The 16,848-nt window shown below is 57.7% G+C and carries 16 protein-coding genes; 10 read left to right on the top strand and 6 right to left on the bottom strand.

The genetic code is table 11. The features are described 5' to 3' along the window. Positions 1-3: 3 nt before the first annotated feature. Positions 4-783, bottom strand: a complete 780-nt coding sequence (locus tag AC0B60_RS07495) for a ComF family protein (RefSeq protein ID WP_465085125.1) — start codon at positions 781-783, stop codon at positions 4-6. A gap of 49 nt (positions 784-832) precedes the next feature. Between AC0B60_RS07495 and bioB the strand changes: the two genes are divergently transcribed. The 9 genes from bioB (at position 833) to AC0B60_RS07450 (ending at position 10,538) form a co-directional block, all read left to right on the top strand. Beyond that, a complete protein-coding gene (bioB, locus tag AC0B60_RS07490) occupies positions 833-1,939 on the top strand; it encodes a biotin synthase BioB (RefSeq protein ID WP_465085124.1) in 1,107 nt (368 codons plus the stop codon). A gap of 28 nt (positions 1,940-1,967) precedes the next feature. Then, a complete protein-coding gene (gene bioF / locus AC0B60_RS07485; protein ID WP_465085123.1) occupies positions 1,968-3,146 on the top strand; it encodes an 8-amino-7-oxononanoate synthase in 1,179 nt (392 codons plus the stop codon). Further along, complete coding sequence (locus AC0B60_RS07480) at positions 3,143-3,895, top strand: alpha/beta hydrolase family protein (protein WP_465085122.1); 753 nt, start codon at positions 3,143-3,145, stop codon at positions 3,893-3,895. Before bioF ends, AC0B60_RS07480 begins: the two co-directional genes overlap by 4 nt. Continuing rightward, complete coding sequence (gene bioC, locus AC0B60_RS07475) at positions 3,883-4,707, top strand: malonyl-ACP O-methyltransferase BioC (protein WP_465085121.1); 825 nt, start codon at positions 3,883-3,885, stop codon at positions 4,705-4,707. The genes AC0B60_RS07480 and bioC overlap by 13 nt, the downstream gene beginning before the upstream one ends. 19 nt (positions 4,708-4,726) lie before the next feature. Continuing rightward, on the top strand, positions 4,727-5,419 hold the full coding sequence (bioD, locus tag AC0B60_RS07470; protein WP_465085120.1) for a dethiobiotin synthase: 693 nt from the start codon (positions 4,727-4,729) through the stop codon (positions 5,417-5,419). Between the two features lie 51 nt (positions 5,420-5,470). After that, positions 5,471-5,716 (top strand): flagellar biosynthesis protein FlgE, encoded by a 246-nt coding sequence (locus AC0B60_RS07465; protein ID WP_465085119.1) that lies wholly within the window; start codon positions 5,471-5,473, stop codon positions 5,714-5,716. A 78-nt stretch (positions 5,717-5,794) separates the two neighbouring features. Continuing rightward, a complete protein-coding gene (locus AC0B60_RS07460; RefSeq protein WP_465085118.1) occupies positions 5,795-6,496 on the top strand; it encodes a putative metalloprotease CJM1_0395 family protein in 702 nt (233 codons plus the stop codon). 237 nt (positions 6,497-6,733) lie between these two features. Beyond that, entirely contained in the window at positions 6,734-8,533 is a 1,800-nt protein-coding gene (locus AC0B60_RS07455) for an acyl-CoA dehydrogenase C-terminal domain-containing protein (protein ID WP_465085117.1), read from the top strand. Positions 8,534-8,747: 214 nt separating this feature from the next. Next, positions 8,748-10,538 carry an acyl-CoA dehydrogenase C-terminal domain-containing protein gene (locus AC0B60_RS07450; RefSeq protein ID WP_465085116.1) on the top strand — a complete coding sequence of 597 codons (1,791 nt, stop codon included), beginning with the start codon at positions 8,748-8,750 and terminating at the stop codon, positions 10,536-10,538. A 68-nt stretch (positions 10,539-10,606) separates the two neighbouring features. Here AC0B60_RS07450 and AC0B60_RS07445 read toward each other — a convergent pair whose 3' ends face one another. The 5 genes from AC0B60_RS07445 to leuS all read right to left on the bottom strand — a co-directional run bounded on the left by AC0B60_RS07445 (position 10,607) and on the right by leuS (position 15,946). Further along, positions 10,607-11,242: an endonuclease gene (locus AC0B60_RS07445; protein ID WP_465085115.1), complete on the bottom strand. Its 636-nt coding sequence runs from the start codon at positions 11,240-11,242 to the stop codon at positions 10,607-10,609. A 188-nt stretch (positions 11,243-11,430) separates the two neighbouring features. Continuing rightward, positions 11,431-11,694, bottom strand: coding sequence for a hypothetical protein (locus AC0B60_RS07440; RefSeq protein WP_465085114.1), 264 nt, complete (start codon positions 11,692-11,694; stop codon positions 11,431-11,433). Positions 11,695-11,782: 88 nt separating this feature from the next. After that, positions 11,783-12,790 carry a DNA polymerase III subunit delta gene (gene holA, locus AC0B60_RS07435; RefSeq protein WP_465085113.1) on the bottom strand — a complete coding sequence of 336 codons (1,008 nt, stop codon included), beginning with the start codon at positions 12,788-12,790 and terminating at the stop codon, positions 11,783-11,785. Beyond that, positions 12,787-13,359, bottom strand: coding sequence for an LPS-assembly lipoprotein LptE (locus AC0B60_RS07430; protein WP_465085112.1), 573 nt, complete (start codon positions 13,357-13,359; stop codon positions 12,787-12,789). Before AC0B60_RS07430 ends, holA begins: the two co-directional genes overlap by 4 nt. Before the next feature lies 1 nt (position 13,360). Beyond that, positions 13,361-15,946, bottom strand: a complete 2,586-nt coding sequence (gene leuS / locus AC0B60_RS07425) for a leucine--tRNA ligase (RefSeq protein WP_465085178.1) — start codon at positions 15,944-15,946, stop codon at positions 13,361-13,363. A gap of 285 nt (positions 15,947-16,231) precedes the next feature. On the opposite strand from leuS, the gene AC0B60_RS07420 reads away from it, so the two are divergent. After that, positions 16,232-16,780, top strand: a complete 549-nt coding sequence (locus AC0B60_RS07420; RefSeq protein WP_465085111.1) for a zinc ribbon-containing protein — start codon at positions 16,232-16,234, stop codon at positions 16,778-16,780. The last annotated feature ends 68 nt before the right edge of the window (positions 16,781-16,848 follow it).

Genomic DNA, 16,848 nt, shown 5'->3' with positions numbered 1-16,848 from the left:
TCTTTATCCGGGGGTTCTTGCCAGTGCCCAGATCTGAACCTCTCTGGCGCCGGCCTCAAGCAGCACTTCAGCCAGGCTTCGTGCAGTGGCGCCGGTGGTGACCACGTCATCAACGATGGCAATACTGGCCGGTGGTATACGGGTAACCTGGTAGATTCCCCGCAGGTTGGCCAGGCGCTCTTCGCGGTTCAGTCCTCGTTGTGGCCGGGTGCGCCGGTTCCTGACGACAAGGTCAGCGCTCCAGGGAATGCCCGATTGACGGCTGATGTGCTCTGCAATATCCGCCGCTTGATTGAATCCTCGTTTTCGTCGACGGGCCGGATGCATCGGGCTGGCCAGAAGCAGGTCCGGCGTGCGTTCAGGATGGGTCTCCAGCATCAATGTCAGATGAGTGCTCAGATCCTGGATCAGGGGGCGGGCATAGGCGCGTTGGCCATTGTATTTGTAGCGCTGGACCATACCGTCAACCGGGAATCGATAGCGCCAGGGCGCGACGATTCGGCTGAAGGGCGGTGGGTCTTTCAGGCACTGACCGCAGGTGAGTTCATCGCCAGCGTAGGCGATAGGCAGTGCGCAGCAGCGGCAGTGCGAGTGGTTGGCGGGCAAGTCCTGCCGGCAGGGAGTGCAGAGCCCGAAATGGGCATGCGGTTCCAGGCAGGCCACGCATTGCCCGCCGCGCAGCGGAAACAGGCCTTTGATGCTGATTTGAGCGCGCGGAATCCGTTTCGTGCTGTTAACCTTTGGTGTTATCAAGGTTGACAGCGATTTCAGTCCCTTTATCATCTGTTCAATCCGTAAACCAGAATCCCGGTAAAGTTAACAGGACTGAATCATGACTGCCACCGCACACGCCGATGCACCCTCTATAGCGCCTTCTACCGCACCTGCTACCCCACTGCGCCACGATTGGTCCATGCAGGAAGCCCGTGCACTGTTTGAACTGCCGTTTAACGATCTGCTATTCCGGGCCCAGAGCGTCCATCGTGAGCATTTCGACCCCAATGAGGTGCAGATCAGCACGCTGTTGTCCATCAAGACCGGTGCCTGTCCGGAGGACTGTAAATACTGCCCCCAGAGCGGTCACTACAATACCGGCCTGGAAAAGGAAAAACTGCTGGAAATTGAGAAGGTGGTTGCCGAGGCCAAAGCCGCCAAGGCAAAGGGTGCGTCCCGCTTCTGTATGGGTGCGGCCTGGCGCAGTCCGACGAAGAAAAACATGGAATATGTGGTGGATATGGTGCGCCAGGTAAAATCCCTTGGCCTGGAAACCTGCATGACCCTTGGCATGTTGAAGCAGGAACAGGCTGACGAGTTGGCGGATGCCGGGCTGGATTACTACAACCACAATCTGGATACGTCCGAGAAGTACTACAGCCATATCATTACCACCCGCACCTATCAGGACCGACTGGATACTCTGGAAAATGTCCGTAATGCTGGCATGAAAGTATGCTGCGGCGGCATCGTGGGTATGGGCGAAGACCCTGACGACCGTGTCGGCCTTCTGGTTCAGTTGGCGAATCTGCCCCACCATCCTGAGAGCGTGCCGGTGAACATGCTGGTGAAGGTGGCGGGAACGCCGATGGAAAATGTGGAAGACCTGGACCCGTTTGATTTTATCCGCACCATCGCCGTCGCTCGCATCATGATGCCGGCCTCGCACGTGCGACTGTCTGCGGGCCGTGAAAATATGAATGAGCAGATGCAGTCCCTGTGTTTCCTGGCCGGTGCCAACTCGATTTTCTATGGCGAGAAACTGCTGACGACCGCCAACCCCGAGGCGGACGCGGATCGCGAATTGTTCAAGCGTCTGGGTATTCGGCCCGAGGAGCGTGAGCAGTCCTGCACTGAACAGGAAGCGGAAGAGGCCATTGTTGAGGCGGTCGAATACGAACAGACCCGCCACATGTTCTACGATGCTACCCGTGAGTCTGCATAGGCAGGCAATAGGCCTGTGAGAGCTGACCATGCGTGACTTCTCGGCAGAGTTGAAAGAGCGAAAGCAGGCGGGGCTTTACCGCACCCGCCGTCAGATCAGTGGCCCCCAACAGCCCGCGTTGGTTTCCGATGGCGTGCCGCTGTTGTCGTTCTGCAGCAACGATTACCTGGGGTTGGCAAACCACCCCGAGATTATTCGGGCCGCCGCCGACGCCATGCCGAACACCGGTTTTGGCGGCGCTTCGTCACATCTGATTTGCGGTCACCATGATGCCCATCATCAACTGGAAGTGCGACTGGCGGATTTTACCCGCCGCAGTGCTGCGCTGTTTTTCTCGACTGGTTACATGGCCAACATGGGCGTTATCTCGGCGCTGGCAGGCCGTGGCGATACCATCTTTTCTGACCGTCTGAACCATGCCTCCATTATAGATGGTTGTATCCTCAGCCGCGCCAGGGTGCGGCGTTACCCCCATGGTGATATGAACGCCCTGGCCGACATGCTTGCCGCTACCGGTGGCCATAAATTAGTGGTGACTGACGGGGTGTTCAGCATGGACGGAAACATCGCGCCATTGAGGGAGCTGGCAGCATTGTGCCGGGCTCACGGCGCCCTCCTGGTAGTGGACGACGCCCATGGCCTGGGCGTGTTAGGGCCTCAGGGGCGAGGCAGTCTGATGGAACTGGGATTATCCGAGGAGGATGTTCCGGTACTGATCGGTACCCTGGGTAAGGCTGTGGGTTCCAGTGGCGCCTTTGTGGCGGGGCCGCAGCTGTTGATGGATTACCTGGTACAAAAAGCCCGCACCTACATCTACACCACCGCTATGCCTCCGGCCATCGCACTGGCGACCTGTGCCAGCCTTGACCTGATCGAACGGGAAGACAGCCGTCGCAATCACCTGCAGATGCTGGTCTCAGGGTTTCGCCAGGAGGCATCGGCATTGGGCTATGAGTTGATGCCGTCCCGCACACCAATTCAGCCAATCATGGTGGGCGACAACTGGGCAGCCCTCGCCTTGAGTCAGGCTCTGGAGGAAAAAGGGCTGATGGTTACGGCGATCAGGCCGCCGACGGTGCCGGATGGCCAGGCTCGTTTGCGGGTCACCTTCAGTGCGGCGCATTCGTCGGAAGATCTGGCGAGGTTGCTGTCCGCACTGGCGGACTGCCGTTCACTGCTGTATAGGCCGTCTGCAGAGGTGGTATGAACGCTGTGGAATCACGAATCCCGCTGGTGGTTGTGGGTGGCTGGGGTGTCGACGCCGCCATGCTGCTTCCGCTGTTTGATCGCTGGCCAGGGGAGATTCACCTGATATCGCTGAACGACGCTCTGATGTCCCGATGCGACTCGGTCACGGAGGTTGCGGATTATCTGCTGGAACGTTATCCGAGCCCGTCAGTGTGGGCGGGTTGGTCCCAGGGCTCGCAGGTTGTGATGGCAGCTGCCTCTCGCAGTTGTACTCAGGTCCGAAAGGCAATCACCTTGGCTGGGTTTCCCCGTTTTGTGGCTGGGCCGCAGTGGCCGACCGGGATGGCGACGGATACCTTTGAAGCGTTCTGCGAACAGGTGTCGCAAAACGCCGGCAACGCCTGGCGCCGTTTCCAGCGACTGTTGATCCACGGCAGCCATGATGACGCGCAGGCCCGGCGGGAACTGCATTCCTGGCTGGCGCGTGGTCCTTCCGTTAGCGACGTGAATCTGATTCGGGGGCTGGAGTGGTTGGGCAGCGAAGATCAGCGGTCTCTGTGGGGTGCTTTACCAGTGCCGACGCTTCATCTCCAGGCGAGCGAGGATGTGATTGTCCAAATCTGGGAGCATGCTTTTCATCCGCCTCAGGTCGCCGAGGTCATTACGGTGCCTGGTATGACGCATTGGCCCCGAGGGCAGGCCCTTTCGCGTTGCCATGATGAAATCCTTAGGTTTGTTTTCAGTGAGGATGTTCAATGGGTGCTGTAACAACCAATACACACGACTGGGTGCCTCCGAAAGCCACCATTGCACGTGATTTTGGCTCAGCCTCCCGTACCTACAATCCCGCTGCCCGGCTGCAGCGCTATATGGGTCAGATTTTGCTTGATCAGTTAAGGGAAGGACTGCATCCGGCCCAGTGCGAGAATGGTCTCCAGGTACTCGATCTGGGTAGCGGTACTGGCTGGTTTACGGGGCAGTTGGCGTCGATTTCGGGAAGTCAGGTTACCGGCGTTGATATCGCTGCGGGAATGCTTCGCTACGCGCGATCGGTCAACCCGACACGCGTTCGGTGGATTGAGGCCGATGCCGAGTCGTTGCCCTTGCCGGACAACAGTATGGACGTGGTTTTCAGCAACTTGATGATTCAGTGGTGCCGTGACCCGGCCAGCGTGCTTGCTGAATGCCGTCGGGTTCTGCGCCCGGGCGGCCGGCTGCTGGTGTCGACATTGCTGGAGGGCACCCTCGACGAACTTCGGGAAGCATGGCGCAGGGCAGACCCTGGCCATCAGCACGTGAATCGTTTCGAATCGGAAGCGCATTTTCGGGAGCAGGCGGTCAAAGCTCTCCCTGACCCGCAACTGACGACCGAGACGATTTCCCTGGATTATCCCTCACCGCTGGCTCTACTGGCGGAGCTCAAGGCCATTGGTGCCGGGTACAAAGGCGTATCGCGGCGTCAAAGTGCTACCGCGCCTGGCCGTTTACGGGCCATGTGCCGCTATTATCCACGAGACGGGGAAGGCAGAGTGCAGGCCAGTTACACATTGGCATGGCTGGATTGCCGTCTGCCGAACTGATATTGGGATTCATTGATCTATGGCGAGAAAGAGCTACTTTGTGACGGGTACCGACACCGGCGTGGGCAAAACGCTGGTGTCTGCTGCGATCCTTGAGGCGGCCGCAACCCTGGGGAAAAGAACACTGGCCATGAAGCCGGTGGCTTCTGGTTGCGACGAAACACCGGAAGGTTTGCGCAATGAAGATGCGTTGATACTGATGGCGGCCATGTCGGAATCGTTGCCATACGACCAGGTGAACCCGGTAGCCTTGCAGCCCGCTATTGCGCCTCACGTGGCCGCTGCCCAGGCGGGGCGACACCTCACTGCGGAGCGACTGGTCGGATTCTGCCGTGGCCTGCAGATGCGTCCGGCGGATTTGCTGTTGGTGGAGGGCGCTGGAGGCTGGCGGGTGCCGCTCAATGACCGTGAAACCTACGCCGCTATGCCCGTCGCCCTGGGCATGCCTGTCATTATGGTGGTACCCCTGAAGCTTGGTTGTATCAACCATGCATTGTTGACCGCTGACGTTATCCGCCGCGATGGTTTACCGATTGCCGGTTGGGTGGCCAATCGGCCGGACCCAACGGCCATGACCTGTGAGCAGGAAACCCTCGATTACCTGCTTCAGAACCTGCCCGCGCCATGCTTGGGTGTGTTGCCATGGCAGGAACGTGCCGACCCGCGAGAGCTGGCCAAAGCCCTGGATGTTGCCGTTTTGTTTGAAAATTGACCAGGTTTGTGGCTTACTGGTGTCAATATATGGTCATTGGGCTGCGCGGTTATGATCAGCAATACATTAGGAATTGGTATCCAGGGCATCCAGGACGGCATGCAAGGCATGGAAAACGCCGCCCGCAGGATTGCCCGCGGTGGTGTTGACGGGCCTCAGGGCACGGCAGAAGGTGCCGGTGGCCTCGTGGAACCGATCATTGATTTAAAGCTGTATGAGCGTAGCGTTGAAGCGTCGGGCCAAGTAGTGAAAACTGCCGACGAAACCTTGGGCACGCTTCTGGATATTACTGCCTGAACCCTATCAGGGCGATTCAGACCCTTATGATGTGACGACCAGTCTACTGACATGATGATTTCGGGCTCCCTTCCGTCAATGGTTCCTGCATTTCCTCCGCCTTCCGGTGGCGCGGGAGGCACTGTTCCGGGTTCCACCCTCCAGCCGTCTTCGGGCGAATCACCTTCATCTCAAGCGTCTCCTGAAACTTCCGGGTCCGACCGCGTAGCTGACAGGAAGGTCGCGAATGATCGTACTGGCCCGCAGGGTTCCAGTGTTGAGAACGCCCAGGGCCTGGATGAGGCGGAGCTGAAGCAGCTTACGGAACTGAAAGCCCGGGACCGAGAGGTCCGTGCCCACGAGGCTGCTCATCAGTCGGTTGGTGGCCAGTACGCAGGTTCCATTTCCTACGTCTATGAGCGGGGTCCTGACGGTGCACAGTACGCCGTCGGTGGCGAGGTCTCGATCAGCACCTCACCCGTGCAGGGAGACCCCCAGGCGACGATCGATAAAATGCGTGTGGTCAGGGCTGCTGCGTTGGCACCGGCAGAGCCTTCATCGCAGGATCGGGCGGTGGCGGCAGAGGCCACGCAGTCGATGTTGAAGGCACAAGCTGAACTCTCTTCTGAGTTGGGGCGTACCGATGAGTCCGGGCGATCTGGAGTGTCGGCTGACCAAGCAAGTGATGATTCCGGTGTAAGCCAGTCGCGGGAAGCGGCCAATGCCTATCAGGTTATCTCCGGAATCGGGAGCAACGATGTAAGCGCCAACCCCTCTTCTTCCTTTCGGGCAACCGCCTGAAAAAAATCTGCTTTTTAGTCTCAAACCTCCTCGTTTGTCTAAACCATCGGTAAACATTCGCGACAAAACACAACACAAATTTTGATTGCGCCTATTGACAATTCTGTGCCTCTAAACGTATGTTTCAAACAAGTGTTTTATTGGCGTTCGGCTTCCCTTGCTGAGCGTATGAGTAAATCCCGAGGCTGAGTGTTGTGACTGTGTCGCAGCTGAGACCGAAAACCTGAGGTGGATTCCATGCCTGACTACAAAGCGCCCCTGCGTGATATTAAATTTGTAATGAACGAGCTGCTGGACAGCGAGCAGCACTACGCCAATCTGGAAGGCGCCGAAGATGCAACTCCGGATATGGTTGACGCCATCATCGGGGAAGGTGCCAAGTTCTGTGAGCAGGTTCTGTCTCCGCTGAACCAGGTGGGCGATAAGGAAGGCTGTACCTGGAGCGAAGACAGCGTGAAAACGCCGACCGGCTTCAAGGAGGCCTACCAGCAGTACGTGGAAGGCGGCTGGCCATCCATGACGGCTGATCCTAACTACGGCGGCCAGGGTCTGCCGCACTCCCTTGGCCTGGTGATGAGCGAGATGGTCGGTACGTCCAACTGGTCCTGGGGCATGTATCCCGGCCTGAGCCACGGTGCGACCAACACCATTGAAGCTCACGGCACAGAAGAGCAGAAGCAGGCTTACCTCACCAAACTGATCAGTGGCGAGTGGACTGGCACCATGTGCCTGACCGAGCCTCACTGCGGTTCTGACCTGGGCACGCTGCGTTCGAAGGCCGAGCCAAATGCAGACGGTACCTACAGCATCACCGGTACCAAGATCTTCATTTCCGCCGGTGAGCATGACATGGCCGAAAACATCGTCCACATCGTGCTGGCCCGGCTGCCAGGTGCTCCAGAAGGCACCAAGGGCATTTCCCTGTTTATCGTGCCCAAGCAGCTGCCGAATGACGACGGCTCTTCCGGTGAGCGCAATGCCGTTTCCTGTGGCTCCATCGAACACAAGATGGGTATTCACGGCAACGCCACCTGTGTGATGAATTTTGATGGCGCCAAAGGCTGGCTGATCGGGCCTGAAAACAGGGGCCTGAACTGCATGTTCACCTTTATGAACACCGCCCGCATCGGCACCGCCATCCAGGGCCTGGGTGCGGCTGAGCTTGGCTTCCAGGGTTCCCTGGCCTACGCCAAAGACCGTCTGGCCATGCGCTCGCTGAGTGGTCCGAAGAACCCCGAGGGTATCGCTGACCCGATCATTGTTCACCCGGATGTTCGCCGCATGCTGCTGAGCCAGAAAGCGGTTGCAGAGGGCGCCCGTGCGCTGATTTACCTGACTGCGCAGAAGGCTGATATCGTTCACAGCGGTAAGACTGAGGAAGATCGCAAAGCGGCCGACGAGGCCCTGGGCTTCCTCACCCCGATCGCCAAAGCGTTCCTGACCGAGATCGGTTACGAAGCAGCCAACCTGGGTATGCAGGTATTCGGTGGCCACGGGTTTATCTCCGAGTGGGGTATGGAGCAGAACGTACGTGATGCCCGTATCGGCATGATCTACGAAGGCACCACGGGTATTCAGGCGCTGGATCTCTTGGGCCGCAAAGTACTGATGACCCAGGGTGAGTCCCTGAAAGGCTTCACCAAGCAGGTTCACGTGTTCTGTAAGGAAAACGCTGACAACGAGCAGATGAAGGAATTCGTTGAGCCGTTGGCTGCCATGAATAAAGAGTGGGGCGAACTGACCACCAAGGTTGGCATGTCCGCCATGAAGAACCGCGAAGAAGTTGGTGCGGCCTCCGTGGACTACCTGATGTATTCCGGTTACGCCGTTTTCGCATACCTTTGGGCCCGTATGGCCAAGGTGGCGCTGGACAAGATGGTGGAAGGTACCACCGAGGAAATGTTCTACAACGCCAAGGTCCAGACAGCGCGCTTCTACTTCAAGCGCATGTTGCCGCGGGCCAAGGGGCATGCGGAAAGCATGCTGGCGGGCTCGGACAGCCTGATGGACATGCCGGAAGAAGCCTTCGCCCTCTAAGGCGGGTTTCAGGGAACCAAAAAAGCCCGCTCTCCCAGGAGGCGGGCTTTTTTGATGACATGGCCGCCGGTGCTCCATGAGTTGAGGGCTCCGATAGGGTAGAATGGGCCACCATAAAAATAACCTGTGCGGACACATAGCCGAGGAAGTGATCAGGGTCGAAGGCCCATCGTTGTTCACTTCGCAGACTGACTGAATTGTGGAGAGTTTTGAGATGGCCGATTATCAGGCACCTTTACGTGACATGCGCTTTGTCCTGAATGAAGTATTTGATGCGCCGGCTCTTTGGGCATCTCTGCCCAAAGTGGCAGAGAACGTTGACCCGGATACTGCCGACGCCATTCTGGAAGAAGCCGGTAAGATTACCAGTGGTGTGCTGGCTCCTCTGAACCGTGAGGGTGATGAGCAAGGTTGCAAGTGGAATGACGGCGACGTGTCCACTCCGGAGGGGTTCCGAGAGGCCTACCAGACTATCGTTGAGGGGGGCTGGAACGGCCTGGGCGGCAACCCGGAGTTTGGTGGTATGGGCATGCCGAAAACTCTGGTGGCCCAGTTTGAGGAAATGATGCAGGCCGCCAACATGGCCTTTGGCCTTGCCCCGATGCTGACGGCGGGCGCCTGCCTGGCCCTGGACGCCCATGGCAGTCAGGAGCTCAAGGAAAAGTACCTGCCCAATATGTACGCGGGCATCTGGTCAGGCGCCATGGACCTGACGGAACCTCATGCGGGCACAGACCTGGGTATTATCCGTACCAAGGCCGAGCCTAAGGGCGATGGCTCCTTCAGTGTAACGGGCACCAAAATTTTCATTACCTGGGGCGAGCACGACATGGCGGAGAACATCATCCACCTGGTGCTGGCGAAGTTGCCGGATGCTCCCAAGGGCCCCAAGGGTATTTCCCTGTTTTTGGTGCCCAAGTTTGAAGTTAACGAAGACGGCTCCCTCGGCGAGCGCAACAGTCTGAGCTGCGGTTCCCTCGAAAAGAAGATGGGTATCAAAGGGTCTGCTACTTGCGTGATGAACTTCGACGGGGCCAGGGGTTGGCTGGTTGGCGAAGAAAACAAGGGCCTGGCCGCCATGTTCACCATGATGAACTATGAGCGCCTGGGCGTTGGCATTCAGGGCATTGGTGCTGCTGAAGCTTCGCTGCAGAGCGCTCGTGAATACGCCCTGGAACGCATCCAGAGCCGTGCCCCTACAGGTGCCCAGCAGCCGGAGAAAGCTGCGGATCCGATCCTGGTCCACCCTGATGTGCGACGCATGCTGCTGACCATGAAAGGTTATGTGGAAGGGGGGCGTGCGTTCTCCACCTACGTGGCCCAGTGGCTGGATATCGCCAAGTATTCCGATGATGATGAGCGCCGCAAGCATGCCGAGGGTATGGTGGCGCTGCTGACACCGGTGGCGAAGGCTTTCTTGACTGATCGCGGCCTGGATACCTGTATCATAGGCCAGCAGGTTTTCGGTGGTCACGGCTTTATCCGGGAGTGGGGTCAGGAGCAATTGGTTCGCGACTGCCGCATAACCCAGATCTACGAAGGCACGAACGGAATCCAGGCGCTGGACCTGATGGGTCGCAAAGTGGTCGGCAGCCAGGGCAAGTTGTATGAGCTGTTTGCTGAGGATGTGGCTACCTTCATCGAGGAAAACAGCAGCGACGAAAACTTGCGCCCCTATCTGGAACCACTGGCAGCAGCATTTGAGCGCCTGTCGGATGTAACCGAACATGTGATCAAACAGGCTGACGACAACCCGGACGCTGTTGGTGCGGCCTCAGTGGACTACCTCGACCTGTTTGGCCTGACGGCCCTTGGTTACATGTGGGCCAAAATGGTTAAAGTAGCGGCACCGAAGGCCGAGAGCGACACCTCCGGCTTTTACACGGGTAAGGTGAAGAGTGCACGCTTCTACTTTGACCGGCTGCTGCCGAAAACCGTAGCGCTGGCCGAAGGTATTCGCAGCGGTAGCGACTCGATGATGGCGCTGACGGCTGAGGAGTTCTGAGTAGTCAGCCGTCAACAAAAAGGCAGGCCCACGGGCCTGCCTTTTTTAATGACGCTCTATATACTCGCTTACAGGTTTTCTATCCGGCCCGAATCAAGAACAAAGGGGTTTTCGTTACCCTGGATGTCGGCAACCTGGCGATGGCGGACAAGCTCCCGATCATCCGGTGGGTCGATCTGGTTCCAGCTCTTGAACACCCGGGAAGCGCCTGCCCAGGGTAGGTCATAGGTGTCCACCATATAGGCAACCGTGCGGGCAATATCGCCTTTCACCTTTTGCGGTGGTTCAAAAAACTGCGCGCTCTCGCGAATTCCGCATTCGTCGGGGCTGCTTGCATCGCCCAATTCCTCGTAGACCGCGTTTCTCCTGGACATTTCAATGCGGCTGCGCACGGGAACCATGTTATGAAGATCCGATGCAATCTGCCGGTATCTGTCGTCATCGTCACATTGGCTGCTGGTGCCGCACCCAAGCGCGTTGCGAACTTCCGCCAGAGGGTATACATAGCCTTCCGTGAGGACAAAGCCTTTGCTTTTGAATGGTGTATCACAGAAGAAGGAATTGCCGCCCTGAGCATACAGGTTGCCCCAGAACTCGTTATTCACAACGGTGTCTGGATCACTGAAGCGGGTGTTCTGGCTAATAACGAGAGACGGGATAAGCAAGGCCGCCAGTGCGACCAAAACAACGTTTTTAGTTTTCATAGGCCATTTATACCTCTCAGCGCGTGACAGCGCCTTTGCTGATCGGGCCATGAAGTGGAGTGGTTAAATCCGGCCAGTCAGAAAAATGACGATTCATTCATTTATAATTGAGAAGTATGACACAGAGGCTCTGCTTGGAGAGAGCCTCTGTGTGGCTATTTGTGGCATTTTGTTAACTGGTTAACGCTTTACTTCTTTCGGTTACGTAGATTCTGGTAACCCGTTCTCAAATCTTCGCCCAGCTTATGAGCGGTCTGGCGAGCTTCTTTTGATGTATCTTCGGCATCGTGAAGGATGTGGTCGAGTTTGCTGCGAAACCGTTCCCAGTCCTCTTCCAGGTCGTCCCACTCGTCTTTCACGTCCTCGTGGGCCAAATGCATCTGAACCCGCGCTTCGTCACGGTACTGTTTTATTTTTTCGGACAGCTTTTTCAGTTCGTCCTGGAAGCTCATATCATGCACCTCCTTTAACAGTTAACGACTATACGATGCTACCGAATATCGAAAACTGTCAAGCTGGATTGACGGCCATTTCACGGAGTCAGACGGGCCTTGCAAGCAAGGTGATCAAGTCTTGCAGGTAGTGCCAGGGGGAGAGTGGATCAAAGCCTTTCGCGGCCCTGTCGGTAGTGCTGCAAAGTTCCAGTGCGGTATTGAGCTGGTGGCGGTTCAGGCGTCTCGCAGCTTGTTCGACGGCCCTCGCACGCTGGGGCTGGAACACGCCGCGCTTTTTCAGGAAGCCGGCAGTATTCTCCCGTTTGGCGGCAGCGATATTCAGTTCCATGGTGAGGTTGAGGTCCCGTGTCAGCACCGCCAGCAATCCCAGCGGGTTCTCGCCTTCCTGCTGCAGTACCCCGACGATTTTGCGGGCGTGGGCGGCCCGGCCCGCCAGGAGTTCCGTCACCAGCTCAAAACCGTTGAAGCGGGAGCTGTCCTGGACAGCTTGTTCGACGGTTTCTTCGTCGATGGTGGCGCCGGTGCCCAGCAACGCCAGTCGATCCAGTTCCTGGCTCGCGGCCAGGAGGTTACCCTCAAGACGTTCCGCCAGAATGTCCAGTGCTCCGCGGGTGAGGCTGAGGCCATGGTTGCGAGCCCGCTGTTGCAGCCAGCCGGGGAATTTATCAGTATCAATGGGCCATACCGGCACGTGTACGCCTTTGTCCTGCAATTCCTTGTACCACTTCCGGCGGGTTTCGGCTGCGTCCAGTCGTGCGCTGATCAGCAATAGCACTATGTCGTCGGGCGGATTCTGTAGCACGCTTTCAAGTACGGCACGGCCATCGCCGAGTTTACCGGTAGGCAGGTGTATTTCGATACGGCGCTTCTCGGCAAACAGCGACAGCGCCCCAAACTCCTCGCCCACGCGATTCCAGTCCAGCTGCTGGTCGGCGTGAAAGGTTACCCGGTCCTGATAACCCGCTTTCCGAGCGGTCTTCCTGATCTGGTCGCAGCACTCCTGGACCAGTAAAGGTTCATCGCCCGATACCAGATAAACGGGAGAAAGCCCTTTCTGGAGAAGCTGGGGGAGTTGATGGGCCTGGGTTTTCATGGCTGGCTATGGTCCTGGCTGCCTGCCTTTTCTGCCTCATCTCTCAGCCGATCTATGCGAGCCTGGTCAAGGGGAGCCAGGCGAAAGATGATCTGCTGGGCAAGGCGGTCATAGAGTTGTTCCTGGAGGGCTTCTTCTTCCCGCTGTTTGGCCAGTACGTTGGATTCGTCGTAGCGGTAGGTTTCGCTGCTGTTCAGGTCGGCCGGAGCAATCAGAGGGATGTTATCGGAGGTCAATACCTCTACGTCAACTGTTTGCCGCAACGTGTACTCCGCAGCTGCGGCGCGCACGGTGATGGCGCTGGCACGACGTTCCCGGCGGAAGTTGCTGATTTTGAGAACATAGTCGGAATTCTCAGCGGGCTGAAGGTCAATGTTGCCGAGCTTGAGCTGCTCCTTTACCGAGCCGCATAGCTGTTCGGGTATATCGCCTGAGCAATCAACCGCGAGCGGCTGCAGTGCGGCTGACACCGGTGGAGCACCCCGCAGTTGAAAACCGCACCCTGCCAGCAGAAGCGACAGGGCGAGGCCAGCCAGGCAGGTTTTTGAGGAGCTGGCCAGAGGTTTCATATCAGTTCGCCACCACATTCACCAGTTTGCCGGGTACCACGATGACCTTGCGGACGGTTTTGCCTTCAGTGAAACGGACAACATTCTCGTTTTCGAGTGCCAGAGCTTCCAGTGCGCTCTTCTCGATGTTTGCTGGAACGTCGGCCTTTGCCCTGACTTTGCCATTCACCTGCAGGACAACCTGAATCTCGCTGCGAACCATGGCGTCCTTGTCTGCCTCAGGCCAGGGCGCGTCAACCACAGGCTCGTTGTGACCCAATGCGTGCCACAACTGATGGCAGATATGGGGAACGATTGGAGACAGGACGAGTACTGCGGTGTCCAGCGCTTCCTGGCGAACCGCCAGGCTCTGGGGCTCATCGTCAATCAGTTTGCTGACATCGTTGAGCAGTTCCATCACCGCCGCGATGGAGGTGTTGAACGTCAACCGTCGGCTTACATCATCGCTCACTTTGGCGATGGTTTCGTGGGTCTTGCGACGAAGATTGCGTTGGCCTTCACTGAGGGCGGTGGTATCCAGGGCAGGTACCGTTCCGCTTTCAGTATGTTCGCTGACCATGCGCCACAGGCGTTTGAGGAAACGGTGGGCACCCTCAACGCCGCTGTCGGACCATTCCAGGGACTGCTCTGGAGGCGCCGCAAACATCATGAACAGACGCACGGTATCGGCGCCGTGCTCATCAATAATAGCCTGGGGGTCAATGCCGTTGTTCTTGGACTTGGACATCTTGGTCACACCACCGGCTACCACCGGTTGTCCGTCGTCCTTGTGAACGGCGCGCACGACCTGACCCTTGTCGTCCTTCTCGGTGATGACATCCGCTGGCGAGATCCAGATCTTGGCACCGTTGTCGTCTTCACGATAATAGGTTTCGGCCAGCACCATGCCCTGGCACAGCAGGCGGTTGAAGGGCTCGGAGCTGTTGACCAGCCCGACATCCCGCAGCAGCTTGTGGAAGAAGCGAGCATAGAGCAGGTGCAAAATGGCGTGCTCAATGCCGCCGATGTACTGATCCACCGGTAACCAGTAGTTGGCGGCGGCCGGGTCCAGCATGCCCTTGTCGTAGTTGGGGCTGCAGAAGCGGGCGTAGTACCAGGAAGACTCCATGAAGGTATCGAAGGTGTCGGTTTCCAGCGTGGCCGGCTGTCCGTCATAGCTGGTTTTCGCCCACTCCGGGTCGGCCTTGATGGGCGACTGTACGCCGTCCATCTCCACATCCTCGGGAAGCCTAATCGGCAACTGGTCGTCTGGCACCGGACGTTCCGTGCCGTCTTCCAGTGTCATCATCGGAATCGGTGCGCCCCAGTAGCGTTGGCGTGACACACCCCAGTCCCGGAGGCGATAGTTGACTGTGCGCTTGCCAATACCGTTTTCTTCCAGGTGATCGGCGATCGCGTCAAACGCTTCCGCACTGGTCAGGCCGTTGTATTTTCCGGAAGATACCAGAACGCCTTTTTCGGTGAAGGCACGCTCCTGAACATCGATTTCGCGGCTGTCCGTGGCGGCGATAACCTGTTTGATGGGCAGGCGATACTTGAGCGCGAACTCGTGGTCCCGGTCGTCATGGCCGGGCACCGCCATCAGTGCGCCGGTGCCGTACTCCATCAGCACGAAGTTGGCGACGTAAACAGGAATTTCTTCCTGCGTCAGCGGATGAATGGCTTTGTAGCCGGTATCAATGCCTTTCTTTTCCATGGTTGCCATATCCGCTTCGGCAACCTTGCTGTTACGGCATTGCTCGACAAATTCAGCGACTTCGCGATAGCGCTCGGAGGCGGCTTTGGCAATGGGATGTTCCGCGGCCACGGCCATGTAAGTCACGCCCATGAGCGTGTCCGGGCGGGTGGTGTAAACGTCCAGTGCGTCTTCGCGGCCTTTGAGGGGAAAGGTCAGCTCGGTACCCACGGATTTTCCGATCCAGTTACGCTGCATGGTCTTGACCTGCTCGGGCCAATCCTCCAGCTCGTCCAGATCGTTCAGCAGTTCCTCGGCGTAATCGGTAATGCGGATAAACCACTGGGGAATTTTTTTCTGTTCAACCAAGGCGCCTGAGCGCCAGCCGCGGCCATCAACCACCTGTTCATTAGCCAGCACCGTCTGGTCGATGGGGTCCCAGTTGACGGTGGACATCTTCTTGTACACCAGGCCTTTTTCGTAAAGGCGGGCGAAGAACCATTGCTCCCAGCGGTAGTAGTCTGGTTTGCACGTGGCCAGCTCGCGGTTCCAGTCGTATCCGAAGCCCAGCTGTTTGAGCTGGTTCTTCATGTAGGCAATATTGGCGTGGGTCCACTTCGCGGGCGCAGTCTTGTTGGCAATGGCGGCGTTTTCAGCGGGCAGGCCGAACGCGTCCCAGCCCATGGGCTGCATAACGTTTTTGCCCTGCATGCGCTGGTAGCGGGAGATCACGTCGCCAATGGTGTAGTTGCGTACGTGCCCCATATGCAGTTTGCCGCTGGGGTAGGGGAACATGGACAGGCAGTAGTATTTGGGTTTGCCCGGTTCTTCCTTCACCGTAAACGTGTTGTTGTCTTCCCAATAGGTACGGGCTTGTTGTTCAACATCGCGGGGATTGTATTGCTGGTCCATTCCTGCCATTACCAAAGTTACCCTTTTATCAGACCGTATCAAAAAAGATGTGCGAAGCGGCCGAACATTCTAACGCACACAAGGCTTAACAGGTAGTCTGCCAAATTCCCGATACTGTGCCAGACTTATTACTACGGTGAAGGTCAGAGCGGGTATGGCTGTCCAGGGCACGCTGTAAATACGTCCCTGCACGCTTGACAAAAACATCCATGTTTTTGACATCCCTGGACAGCCATACCCGCTCTGCCCCGGCTCTAGATCAGTAATCCAGCAAAAGGAGCAGTCATGACCGAACCAGAACGCAATCATCTCTCAGGCAGGGCCCTCGAGGCCTACGACCGCATGCTGGAACGGGTCCAGACCCGGCTCAGTGACATGGAGAACACCACTCGCGATACCTTGAAAGAGGAAATCGAACGGGCGGTGGAATTCGAGTATGAACTGGCAGAGATGACCCGCGAAGAAGCGGATCTTCTGGGCGCCTACCTGCAAAGGGACCTTGAGCACCTGCTGCACTTTGTGGAGGAGACAGGCGAAGGCCTGAAGGAATGGTTGCAACTGGATATATCCCTGCTGGAACACCAGTTGGCAGATATGTTGTTCTCGGTGGCTGACAAGACCCGACTGGACACGCTCGAGCTGAACCAGAAACTGGAAAACCATGAGCCCAGCCAGTACATCAGCGGCGAAGTGGCCACCGCCGGAATGTTCAAATGCCTCAACTGCAGCCACATGCGCTGCCTGACCGCAACCAGCCACCTGGAACCCTGCGACGCCTGCGGCTCCCACTACTATGAACGCGTCACCAGCCGCTGGCCACGGAAGTCTGAGTAGATATAAGCCGAGCAAAAGGCGTTCAGCACAGAACCGGAGCGGCCATGGGGTGGGGGTCTCTTTTCTGC

This window comes from Marinobacter sp. V34 (assembly GCF_055524115.1).
This window is presented reverse-complemented; position numbering and strand designations above follow the sequence as displayed.